General features: G+C 45.1%; 10 protein-coding genes. 5 read left to right on the forward strand and 5 right to left on the reverse strand.

Annotated elements, in window-relative coordinates; genetic code table 11:
• Positions 1-5 precede the first annotated feature (5 nt).
• From secG to Y697_RS00970, 5 genes are all read left to right on the forward strand, one after another.
• A complete protein-coding gene (gene secG, locus Y697_RS00950; protein WP_121549833.1) occupies positions 6-257 on the forward strand; it encodes a preprotein translocase subunit SecG in 252 nt (83 codons plus the stop codon).
• A gap of 13 nt (positions 258-270) precedes the next feature.
• Positions 271-1,464 (forward strand): tyrosine--tRNA ligase, encoded by a 1,194-nt coding sequence (tyrS, locus tag Y697_RS00955; RefSeq protein ID WP_121549834.1) that lies wholly within the window; start codon positions 271-273, stop codon positions 1,462-1,464.
• A gap of 88 nt (positions 1,465-1,552) precedes the next feature.
• Positions 1,553-3,241 carry an S-layer homology domain-containing protein gene (locus tag Y697_RS00960; protein ID WP_121549835.1) on the forward strand — a complete coding sequence of 563 codons (1,689 nt, stop codon included), beginning with the start codon at positions 1,553-1,555 and terminating at the stop codon, positions 3,239-3,241.
• A gap of 116 nt (positions 3,242-3,357) precedes the next feature.
• Positions 3,358-4,605, forward strand: coding sequence for a hypothetical protein (locus Y697_RS00965; RefSeq protein WP_121549836.1), 1,248 nt, complete (start codon positions 3,358-3,360; stop codon positions 4,603-4,605).
• Between the two features lie 54 nt (positions 4,606-4,659).
• Positions 4,660-5,088, forward strand: a complete 429-nt coding sequence (locus tag Y697_RS00970; RefSeq protein ID WP_121549837.1) for a hypothetical protein — start codon at positions 4,660-4,662, stop codon at positions 5,086-5,088.
• A gap of 644 nt (positions 5,089-5,732) precedes the next feature.
• On the opposite strand, the gene Y697_RS00975 is transcribed toward Y697_RS00970, so the two are convergent.
• From Y697_RS00975 to Y697_RS00995, 5 genes are all read right to left on the reverse strand, one after another.
• On the reverse strand, positions 5,733-7,394 hold the full coding sequence (locus tag Y697_RS00975; RefSeq protein ID WP_121549838.1) for an ABC transporter permease: 1,662 nt from the start codon (positions 7,392-7,394) through the stop codon (positions 5,733-5,735).
• A gap of 10 nt (positions 7,395-7,404) precedes the next feature.
• A complete protein-coding gene (locus tag Y697_RS00980) occupies positions 7,405-8,376 on the reverse strand; it encodes an ABC transporter permease (RefSeq protein WP_121549839.1) in 972 nt (323 codons plus the stop codon).
• A gap of 82 nt (positions 8,377-8,458) precedes the next feature.
• A complete protein-coding gene (locus tag Y697_RS00985) occupies positions 8,459-10,183 on the reverse strand; it encodes an ABC transporter substrate-binding protein (RefSeq protein ID WP_121549840.1) in 1,725 nt (574 codons plus the stop codon).
• Positions 10,180-11,352, reverse strand: a complete 1,173-nt coding sequence (locus Y697_RS00990) for an ABC transporter ATP-binding protein (RefSeq protein WP_121549841.1) — start codon at positions 11,350-11,352, stop codon at positions 10,180-10,182. The genes Y697_RS00985 and Y697_RS00990 overlap by 4 nt, the downstream gene beginning before the upstream one ends.
• Entirely contained in the window at positions 11,349-12,335 is a 987-nt protein-coding gene (locus Y697_RS00995) for an ABC transporter ATP-binding protein (protein ID WP_259462250.1), read from the reverse strand. Before Y697_RS00995 ends, Y697_RS00990 begins: the two co-directional genes overlap by 4 nt.
• Positions 12,336-12,464: the final 129 nt, after the last annotated feature.

Consider the following 12,464-nt stretch of genomic DNA (forward strand, 5'->3'; position numbering starts at 1 on the left):
TTTTGATGGTTGTTCTTGCTTACGTACTTATTTCTCTACACATTGCAATAAGTGTAGGGCTTGGAATTGCTGTAATGCTCCAGATGTCGAAATCAGCCGAGCTTGGTGGAGCTCTTGGAGGCGGTGCTTCTCACACCATGTTTGGAAGAAAGAAAGGGCTGGATACCATGGGAAAGATCACATTAGGTCTTGCTATTGGATTCATGGTGAACAGCATTCTTATTGCATTTGTGATTTCCAGAGCATTTGGCGCTTAAGGTGGTAGATTTGGTGGGGCCTGAGGAACAGCTAAAGGAGCTTTCTAAGAATCATGTTTCGCTAATCTCAGAGGAAGAGCTTCTTGAGAAGCTTAAGAAAAAGTGTTCTTTAAGGGTTAAGCTTGGTGTGGATCCGTCCAGACCAGATCTTCATTTGGGTCACGCTGTAGTATTGAGGAAACTTCGGCTTTTCCAGGAGTTTGGTCATCAAGTGGTTCTCATTATTGGCGATTTCACAGCTAGAATTGGTGATCCTTCAGGGAGATCAAAGACAAGACCCATGCTTTCCAGGGAGGAGGCCAAAGCGAATGCCGAATCCTATAGCAATCAGGCTTTCAAGATTCTAAACAGAGATCTTACTGAAATCCGATTTAATTCCGAATGGCTGGATGCTATGAGTTTTGAAGATGTGATACGACTTTCTTCCAAGTACACTGTCGCAAGGATGTTGGAGAGACACGACTTCGCAAGGAGATACTCGGAAAACGAACCAATAGGTGTATCTGAGTTTCTTTACCCTCTTGCTCAGGCTTACGATTCCGTCGTGGTTAAGGCAGATGTGGAAATTGGCGGCGATGATCAGTTCTTCAATCTTGTGGTGGGCAGAAAGATTCAAGAGGAGTACGGACTTGAGGCTCAGGCGATTCTCACCGTCCCTCTCATTGAAGGCACTGACGGGAAACTGAAGATGTCAAAGAGCTACGACAACTACATAGCTTTCGAGGACTCCCCGAGGGATATGTTTGGAAAGGTAATGTCCATACCAGATTCTTTGATGATGAAGTATTTCAGATTGCTTACCAATAAGAGTGATGCCGAACTTGCTGAATATGACAGAGAACTTCTGAATAAGGCAGTTAATCCGCGAGATATAAAATTGGCACTAGGTGTTGAGATCACGTCCCAGTTCTATGGGAGAGAGATAGCGCTGAATGCTGAAAGAGAATTCGTAAATATATTCAGAAACAAAGAGCTTCCTGAAGAGATGCCGGAAATAAAACTTCCGGCAGAGAGTATTTCAATTGTCGATCTTCTCGTCTCTCATGCTAATATTTCATCAAGAAGTGAAGCAAGAAGGTTGATAGATCAGGGCGGAGTGAGAGTGAATGACGAAGTTCTCGATGATATTCATTCCGTTCTCGATGTTTCCGATGGAGATGTTCTTAGAATCGGAAAAAAGCGTTTCTATCGCCTTGTCAAGTGCTGAATACTCTTGAATATTGACGTATTTTTACTGTATAATAAACTCGTAGTCTGCGTAGAAAATGACAACATTTTGAAAGGGGGTAGGATCCATGAAGAAGCTTTCTATACTGGCGCTAGTCGTTGTTACCTTCGCGAGCCTGGTCTTGGGTGTTGAGTACAGCGATTTGTCAGAGTATCACTGGGCCTACGATAGCGTTATTAAGACGACAGCCGGTGGATTGTTCATTGGTTTCCCCGATGGCACATTCAGAGGTAGTGAAGATGTTACTCGTTACCAACTGGCTATGACTCTTGCCAGGTTTATGGATTATTCTGATGCCGGGGATGCTAAGCTCCAAGAAGTAGTCTTTTCGCTCACTAAGAAAGTTGCAGGACTTTCCTTGGAGATCTCTGACAACAAGAAGAATTTGGTTGATTTAACGGCGGAACTGAGGGCACTCGAAGCAACGGTCGCATCTCTGAAACAAAATGGAATGTCTGGAGACTTCGTGTCGTTGAAAACCTTCGATGACGCGATCGCATTCCTTTATGATGAGATCGACAGACTCTCCGCGGAAGCGGTCAGCGCGAATGATGGAATTTGGCTCATTAACGAAAAGCTAAGCGCAATGAGTGGAGTTCCATCGGACATCGAATCTCTCAAGAACAGGGCAACCGATCTTGAAGTAACCGTCAAACTTCTAGGACAGGCCATTGCCAACCTTAAGAAGGATGAGAACGAACAGAATGATGAGGTTGCAGCGCTTAGTTCGAGACTCGGTGTTTCTGAGAATGTTATGAACAGTTTGACTGCTGATCTATTCGCACTTAGGAGAGGGATGGCCACTAAGGCTGATCTAGCCGATCTTGAGGCAAAGCTGTCGGGCGAAATGCCTGATCTTGAGCCTTATGTGACCAATGAGGAGTTAAATGACAAGCTTTCTCTTATGTACACAAGGATCCTCATGATCCAGGACAGCATTGCCAAGATGCCCGAAGTCAAGTACTATGACACTGAAATTGAAGAGATTGAAGTAGCTCTATTTGGGATTGACGAGACCATGGAAGTTCTATTTGATCAGGTTGACCTGAACATTGCGAGACTTGATTCTCTGGACAACCAGCTTTCTGAATTGAAGACAGAGCTTTCGGCAAAGGCTTCGTCCGGTGACGTAGATACTCTGAAAGGGAGAGTCACCGATCTTGAAGTTCTATCTAGGATGTTGAGCAATGCCGTAATTTCTGCTAATAAGAGAATCTCTGAGCTGAACTATGTGACTCCTGATCAGCTGGCTGCCAAAATGAACTTCCTTTACACGAAGCTTGGACTGACCGAAGAGAAATTGAAAGCAGAGATCAATGTTCTAGCTGACGAAGTCATTATGGTGAAAAATGAAGTCGCTGGCAATTACGAAATGTTGGAAGTCGCATTCGATCAAATCGATGCTAACATTGCGGTTCTTGACGAACATGCCGATATGATCGCTTCTATTGAAGGCAGAACAGCTTCTCTTGAGGGAAAAGTCGGAGTCCTAGAGGAAGAAGTTGACAGCTTGAAGAGTATTACCAACACAATGGCGATTCAGATGTTCAAGCTCGACAGGAACAAGGCAGACAAGACTGCTCTTGCAGCTGCAGAAACGAGGATCTCTGCGCTTGAAGAGAATGACGTGGCCTTGGAAAGCAAGATATCGGCTCTGGAAGACACACAGAAGCAGAACATAATCAATACAAATGCAGCCATAATTCTCTCTTTTGTAGCACTAGCATTTGGAGCCGTAGGGTTAATCCTGAAATGATCTCTCTGTGCAACTTAGCAACGCATGTGTTTGCTTTTGTTACATGAAATGTGGTATATTTACGTTATGCGCATCACCAAAAACCAAAAACACTCTTATAAAGGGGGTAAGTGTGCATGAAGAAGCTTGTTGGAATCTTAGTGGTACTTCTGGCCATCTCGGTTGCTTTCTCTGCTACAGTAACTCTGAATCCCTACTTGAAAGGAACACTGTGGGGGCATGTAGAGCTCGATAAGAACGGTCTGGACACAAATCTGGACTTCACTCTTAAGGGAATCGGTTTCGGAGCGTCTGCAGATGTTGATGGTCTGACATTTAGCTTAGACATTGACCTGGCTGATGGAAAAGTAGCTCTCAACTCTTTCACGGTCGAGAATGACAAGGCCGCCGCCAGCTGGTTCAAGGCAAAGTCTTTTGCCTATGACAGTGGCAAGGGTCTTAACTGGTTCTCGTATTACGGCAAGACAAAGGGAATCACTTTTGTTCTGAATCTAAAGGAACTCGGCCTTCAGGTTGCCACCCAGGAACCTGATCTACTTGGCGCGAGTGACAGGATTGCATTGAGGGGAGCATGGGATATTTTCTCCTTCTCTGCGCAGACCGGGCTTAATGCTCTTAAGTGGAGTGGCGATATAATTCTTGAGGCAGCTCTGGTACCTTTCAAGGGTCTAACGATTAAGGGTGGCGTCAGTGCGAGTGACCTCACGGGAACTCCTGTCTTCAATTACGTAGTCGATGTCGATTATGTTCTTGAAGTGGGTCTTCTGACTCTGAACCCATACGCGAGATACTCAGATACTCTCGGTCAGTGGGTCGGTCTAAACGTTGGATACGCAATTGGTGTTCTTGCTATTGATGCAAACGTAGAATACGACATCGCTGCGAATGCACTTGGTGCATGGATACAGCCCGTCATTTCCAAGGAAGGAATCGGCTATGCAGGAGTCAAGTTTGTGTATAACTACGACTTCGCAACTCCGGCACAGACGATGGAGCTTGGCTTCCTGGTCAAGTCTCTCGGTTGGGCAGCAGGTCCTGTTAGTCTCGATGTCTTCGTCGGTTCTGGTGATTTCAGGACTAAGGACGATGCGCACAAAACAGGGTTTGGTTACAAAATCCTTACAGACGTTCTTGCCGACTGGACTAATATATCGGCCTACGCAGAAGCTGGTTTGTCACTTGAGATGGGCGGATTCAAGCCGACTATCGGTGCTAGCGGCGGATACTACATTAAGGACTCTGCATCTGCGCTCAACGTGAACCTGAGCTTCCCAGTACTTGATCTCATTACTTTCAGGGCGAACGTTGATATTCTCCCCGCAGTTGACTGGTCAGTTGGACTCTACTTCTCCAAAACATTCTGATTCAGTTAGTATATGAGCCGGCCCTCTTGGGCCGGTTTTTTTTGAGGTGAGAGCATGAGGGGAATATACATATTTCTTGGTAATCTCTTAATGATCATTGCAGTGGTAATAGCCCTTTTGTTTGGCGGGGGAGAAGTTGTGAACTCCTTACTAGAAGGAAAGAGTATCGATATGGAGATTATGGACTTTCTCTTTCCAATTGCGTTGTTCATAACCGGATTCTTTCTTCAGTACTGTGCATTGGCAAAGAGGATTGCCCTTCCAATATTTGAAGAACTATTGCTTGCCGGCTCTTTAGTTCTCTACATTCGTGAAAGCCTAGCAGGTGGTTTCACCTGGTGGCTAATCCCTTTGAGGGACTATATACCTTCTTCGATGATGTTTACTATCATTGGGTATTTGCTGCCAGGAATAATCGTCTTTGTCATGGCCGCACTGATTGTCCTGATGATAATGGTATCAGGAGACAAAGAAGAAGAGTAGATTGACAGAGGCTTGTGACTGAATGAGCTATTCAGTTGGGTTGACCGTTATAGTGTTGATTGGACAGGGACATTTGTTGATGCCTGTCTAATATTCTAGATGAGAGATTTGACTGTGAGCTGGTCTCTCAAGGGATCTAAAGAAAGTTCTCGTGCTGTTCTTGTAATAATCGCAATGTACGCAAGCATCTGGGAGTAGTATAAGCCTGGAGCAATAAACTGACACTGGCAACGTTCAGTGAAGAGAGATGATTCCCTTAAGGGGAAAAGTGTGGGAAGCAAAATAGTAAGCTTTATTCCACGGCAGAATTTTGAAACTTGTATGCTTACATTTTGTGATCCTTTCAGTTTCTCTGTCTACTACCTTTCCCCTCATTTTTGCCTCGCAAGTCATCCTTCTTGCTTGAAAATACGGGGGCGAGGATGGTAGAGAGTGTGTTCAGCTACAAAATTGCAAGATATTGAAGAGAATAACGGAAGCCTAATTCGGAACAGATACAATAACTCCCTAACTTTCTCTTTCAGAGATGGGATCTTCTTTGCATTTTCTCTCCTGAATAGAAAACGTTAGCAATACAATTCTCAACTCAATAGATAAGCGGGTCGAATGACCCGCTCAACACAATCTATATACTAGCTCTATAGTTAGTAGCCTAGAGATCTGGGATCGAGAGCATCTCTCAGCGCATCGCCAAGAAGGTTAAATCCCATTACCACAATGAATATGAAGATTCCCGGTATTAGTAGCCAAGGAGCTTCAGTCATTGCCTTTATACTCTGCGCCTGCGATAGCATAAGTCCCCAACTTGCTGATGGCTCAGTTATCCCGAGACCCAAAAAGCTCAATCCAGCTTCACCTAGAATGTATCCGGGGATCGAAAGAGTGGCCGCAACAATTATGTAGGTTGCAGTGTTTGGAATTATATGTCTGAGAATCACACGGGTTGACGGATAACCCATGGCTACAGCTGCCTGCACAAACTCGGTCTCTTTCAGGCCTAGAACCATTCCTCGGATAACCCTCGACATTCCCGGCCACCCAATGAAACTTAGGATGACAACTATCAAGAGATAAGTCATATGCGAGGGAATACTCGTCGGCAAAACAGCTCTCAGCGAGATCAACAGGTAGAAACTCGGTATAGACATCAGAACCTCAGTGACCCTCATAAGTATTTCATCTGTAATACCGCCGAAGTATCCTGCAGCACCTCCAATTGAAAGACCTAGAGAGAAGGTGATCAGGATAGCAAGTAGTCCGATGCTCATTGAGATTCTCGAACCTGCCAGAATTCTCGAAAAAACGTCCCTACCATATCTATCGGCACCGAACAGAAGTAGCTTGGACGGTTGATCCGTACCAAAGAGATGTATGTTAGTCGGGAACAGCCACAACAATTTGTATTCCCAGGACTTCGCGAAGAACTTGATTGGATACTTCACCGTTTCATATTCTCTTATTTCCGGTTCAACAATCACACCAAGTAAATTAGGTGAGATCTCAAGTTCCGCAAGGAACTCAGTTGCAAGTTTAACATCTCCGCCATCGACATCGATCACTTCATTGTATATGCTGATCGCTTCCAGAACAATATCCTTGATTTCATCTTCCTTTTGCGCAAAAACCCTGTGGAGGGATCGTTCAGTTACCACTTTCACAGGCGGGCCAATCCTCTGAAGTTCCCTGAACCTGCTCGGACTCAGGGAATCTATCGTGGTTCTATTTGTAGTCTCAGTAACTAGTTGTCTTTCGAAAAGCTCAAGTTCATTCAGTTTGATATTCTGGATGATCGAGTAATCGGGTTGACCTAGATTTGCCCTATTGCCTTCTGCGTCGAGAGCGTATCTGACAGTCTTTATTGTCAGGAATATATCGAGGACGCCATCTTCGCCCTGTCTGAAAAGAATCTCCTCTCCGGTTGATCTATCTAAGGCAGAAATTGAGCCTATAGAAACACCTTCAACAAATGTTGTTCTATACGTCTCGGGGTCTCTTTCCATTACCCAGGCGTAAATGTAAGGAGCAGTGAGCTTGCCGCTCTCGTCAGTCCAATGAACTCTTGAAGGCGGTGCAAAAGACAATCCCTGAGTTTGTTCATAAGGGCTATTGGGTGAAAGAAAATCAGCCAGTAATGCGATTATGTACATGATAATTAGAATCCAGAGAGAAACCATTCCGAGCTTATGTTTTCTAAGTGCCCTCCAGACCAGCTGCCAACGGCTCATGTACTTTACTTCAAAGAGGTCTTCTTTGCTGACTTCCTGACTCTGTAATGTATTGTTATCTATGATTGTTTTCTTCTTCATGTCACACCCCTCAGCTCAGTCTATACCGAATTCTGGGATCGACCCAGGCAAGCAGAAGATCAGCCAGAAGATTGCCGATTACCAGAAGGACAGCAGAAAGAAGCAATGTGGCCATGACAAGGAACAAATCCTGAGCATTCAGGGCTTCGATAACCAGTCTTCCCATTCCGGGCCATCCAAAAACGGTCTCTGTTAGAACTGCACCTCCGAGCAAGCCGGAAAGAGCATATCCGAACATCGTTACAATAGGATTGATCGCATTTCGAACGGCATGTTTATAGATCACATTCTTTTCTGGCATACCCTTTGCCCTGGCAAAGAGAACATAATCCTGTCTCAACTGATCGAGCAGTTGACCTCGCATCTGTCTCATAAGGCCGGCCAGTCCAGAAGTTCCCAGTGTAACCATAGGTCCAACCACGTGCCAGAGATAATCTCCGATCTTTCCCATGACATTCATATCGTTAAAGTTTTGAGAGATAATTCCCCCAATTGGGAACCACCCCGTTTTGGCGGCCATAAATAGCCAGAGCAGTGCAAAAAAGAAATTTGGAATAGAAATTCCAATGAATGCAAGGAAGGAAAAAGCCTGATCACTGGGCGAGTATTGATGAAGGGCTGAATAAATACCAAGAGGAATACCTATTCCCCAAGTGAAAATCAATGTGCTTATGCTGAGTAATAGCGTAGCTCCAAGTCTTCTCCAAACCAGTTCAAAAACCGGGATCCTGTAACTAAAGGAGTATCCAAAGTTGCCTGTAAGAACATTGCCCAACCACTTGAAATACTGCACGAAGACATTCTGATCAAGGCCAAATTGATTCTCAAGAACCTTTATTTGATCTCTCGAAATAGAAGGGTTTAACCTATAGGCATCCAAGAAATCACCAGGGGCAGCGGATATAATCATGAAGGCCAGTATAGAGACTCCGAGCAGAACTGGAATTGCCAGAATCAGCCTTCTAACTATATATTTCAGCACCTCATTACCTCCTCACACTCTCGCTAAGTCTCTGATTATATAAAAGCGGGAGGGAAGCCCTCCCGCATCGAGAATCAAGATATTACTCTTTCCACCAGCCTTCTAACTGGAAGAGCAGGCCAGTTGCAGGTGTTAGTTTTTCGACTGGCATCTTAATGTTGTTTTTGTAGACATAAAGGAAGTTCTGTGCCATTGTGAAGACCACCGGCTGATACTCGGCAAAAAGCACCTGGAACTCCGCAAACAAGTCATATCTGTCCTGATCGACAACGGCAGACGTTTGGAGTCTGTAGATCTCGTCTACTCTCTTTTCCCAGTCGGGAAGAACGTAGATGTCTTCAGTTATGTGGTCATCAGGATTGTAGTCAGGAGGATAGTTCCAGAAATGCAGACCGCCGTCAAGCCTGTAAACGTTCCAGCCTGTTCCAGGATCCACACTGCCTGTCAATCCGATAACGACTGATTCGTAGGTTGCGTCTGTCAGTCTTGCAACAACGGTGTTGAAGTCAATTGGTCTGAAATTGACCTTTATTCCAAGTTTGGCAGCCCCATCGACGATAATGTTGCTTATTGCCTCTCTGACTACGTTTCCAGCATTGGTTATGAGCTCAAACTCAACTGGGTTTCCATTTGCATCCACACAGGTTCCATCTGGAAGCCAGTTGAAGCCGCCTCTCCTGAGCTCGAGTCTTGCTCTCGTGATTGAGTACTTGTAGGCAAACTCCTCAATTTCCGGATTGTAGAAACCACTCGATGGAGATACAGGCCCATACAGAGGAGAACCAAGTCCATTGTAGAGGGATTCGATGATGGCATCTCTATCCATTGCATAGACAAAGGCCCTTCTAAATCCATCGTTTCTGAACCATTCTCTCTTGACTGGATCTGTGGAATTGAAGTTGAAAGTTACGAACTGAGAACCGAGAGCCGGTCCACCGACGCCAGTTATCCAGCCCTTTTCTGCGGCCATTTCTGCCAGCCTTGGGAACTGCTCGGCAGTCGGTCCGTAAAGATCGATTTCGCCAGCCTCAAATCTGAGAAGAGATGTGTTCTGGTCTGCAAGAAGCTCGTAGTTGAGTTTATCGAAGTAGGGTAGTTGTACTCCACTTGCGTCAACCTTCCAGTAGTAGGGGTTCCTCTCGAATACAATCCTTACGCCTTCGACGTAATCTGTAATCACAAAGGGTCCCATTCCGACTAGCTTATCAAAGTCTGCAATTGTCCAGAACTCCGGGTAAGTACCATTGGCGACAACTTCCTCCAGAATGTGCTTTGGCATTATCGGGCGGAAGCCAATCTGCCTTAAAGCAGTAACCTGAGGTACTGTCCATGTGAAGGAGATCGTGGTTTCATCGACGATCTCGACCACTGGAAGCTGGTCGTTTGAATCGAGATAAGAGCCGTTTCCGTTGGCCGTGTTCTCTGGAACAAAGGACAAGTCAACGAATGTCCAGTACACGTCGTCCATTGTGAATGGTGCCCCGTCGGACCACTGGAGACCTTCTCTTATTTGTACGAAGAAGGTAAGTCCGTCATCAGAGAACCACCATTTTTTTGCCAGACCGGGAAGCGATGGCATACCGCCCTCGTCGGCTTCGATGAGAGTTGCAAGAGTGAATCCGAGAGGATCGGTTGAACTGGTTTCCTGAGCCCAGTCATAGTTGAAGGTCTTTGGATCTCCCAAGCCCCAGTAATAGAAAGTTCCTCCGGGCTTGCCATTGAATGTCTCTTCTACTTGGTACTCAGGGGCCGCAAAGAGTAATCCTGCAGCAATGAGTACTACGAGAAGCACTAAGAGTTTCTTCATTTACTTTCCCCTCCTTGTTCATGAGATGTGGAATAAAGATGGCACGCAACATAATGATTCTCATCCGCCCTAAACATGGGCGGATATTCCTTGGTACAAATATCCATCCTGTACTTGCATCTTGGATTGAAGAAACAGCCTGCCGGTCTGTTTATTGGACTTGGTACCTGGCCGCCGACAAGATCTTTGCGATTTCGCTTCTTCTTCGGATCGGGTATTGGAGCCGCAGCAAGAAGTGCTTTCGTGTAAGGATGCAATGGATCCTTGAAAATCGACTCGCTGTTGCCCTGTTCTACGATCCTACCAAGGTACATTACAGAGACGTCTTGCGATATAAATCTTACTAGAGAAAGGTTATGAGAGATGAAAACATAACCTGCATTGAGTTGCTCCTGCAGTTTTTCAAAGAGATTGACTATCTGAGCTTGAACCGAAACATCTAAGGCAGAAGTCGGCTCATCGAGAACGATGAGATCCGGGTTTACACTGATAGCCCTTGCAACGGCTATCCTCTGTCTCTGACCACCACTGAACTGGTGCGGATATCTGTCCACGTGATAAGGTTTAAGGCCGACTTGTACAAGGAGTTCCTTCACCATTTCAACTGCTTCGTCAAGGTCTTTAGCAAGTTTGTGGAAAAGAAGCGGTTCAGTTAACATCTGCCCAACTGTCATCCTTGGATTCAGAGAAGACATTGGGTCCTGAAATACTATCTGTGCCTTTTGCCTGAGAAGCTTCTTCTTGTGATCTGACTTATCAAACAGGATATCTATCGCCTTTGAAGAGTCCTTATTGACTCCATTATATACATCGTACATCTTCTTTTCGAAAGGTTCGAACACAACACCATCGCCGTTATTGAACTTCTCAGTATCGAAATACTTCTCTCTCAAATACTGTTTTGCTCTTCGCTTCTTCATGAAGTAGAAAGTGGTGTCTTCTTCGTCAATAAGCATTTCTCCATCAGTTACTTCATGTAGACGAATAATCGATTTGCCGATTGTCGTCTTTCCGCATCCCGACTCTCCGACGATTCCTATGGTCTTGCCCCTATCAACCGAGAAGGATACGTCGTCAACGGCTTTGACAAAACCAACAACTCTCTCTATGAGGAAGCCTTGCTTGATCGGGAAGTACTTCTTCAGATTTCTAACTTCAAGAAGCTTCATTCTTGAGCCTCCTTGACCAGCAGTACTTTGTTAGTAATTGGGTTCCAGCATCTGACGAAATGATTATCCTTCATTTGTTCAAGCTGAGGCATCTCTTTATAGCATTTGTCCGTTGCTCTTGAACACCTTGGAAGGAATGGGCATAGCACGGGTGGATTCAACATTACTGGCGGCTGGCCAGGAATAGGGAGGAGCTGATCTTGTTTTATATCGAGTCTCGGTATGCATTCGAGTAGCGCAAATGTGTATGGATTCATCGGACTGTCAAAGATCTCAAGAGAATCTGCCATCTCCATCTGATAGCTTCCATACATTACACTAATTTTCGTGGCTATTTCGGCAATTACAGCCAGATCGTGTGTGATGAAAATCATGCTGCTATTGAACTGCTCCTGAAGATCCTTCATCAGTTCCAAAATCTGAGCTTGAACTGTCACGTCCAGAGCTGTTGAAGGCTCATCGGCAACCAGGATTTCCGGATCACACGAAAGCGCTATCGCTATCACTACTCTCTGGCGCTGTCCCCCAGAAAGCTGAAAGGGGTAATCATCGATTCGCTCGGAGGGCTTTGGAATTCCCACCTGTTCGAGAAGCTTTATCGATCGTTCTCTTGCTTCCTCTTCGGTAACTTTCTTATGGTGAACAATGGTCTCTATCATCTGGTTACCGACAGTGTACATCGGGTCAAGCGAAGTCATTGGGTCCTGAAAGATCATTCCTATGTGTTTCCCCCTGACTCTGGAGAAACTATCTTTTGGAAGCTTTGCCAAATCAATATAGTCCTTTTCACCGCTCTTACTGAATTCATCGGTCAAAAAGAGAATTTCGCCACCAGCAATGAAGCCTGGGTTATCAACCATCCCCGCAACTGTTTTCACAGTCACACTCTTCCCAGAACCAGTCTCTCCAACTATTCCCAAGACCTCATCTCGATAAAGATCGAAAGAGACATCTTGAACGGCCTTAACAACTCCTTCGGCCATATTGAAGTGAGTAGAGAGGTTTTTTACCGAAAGGATAGGCCTTTCCTGCAACCAAATCACCTCATATTCATTTTTCGAATTATCACCCACGGAGTTAAGAAATGCTACTGTATAATTATTACATATATT

The sequence above is a fragment of the Mesotoga sp. BH458_6_3_2_1 genome (assembly GCF_003664995.1).
Lineage (GTDB): Bacteria > Thermotogota > Thermotogae > Petrotogales > Kosmotogaceae > Mesotoga.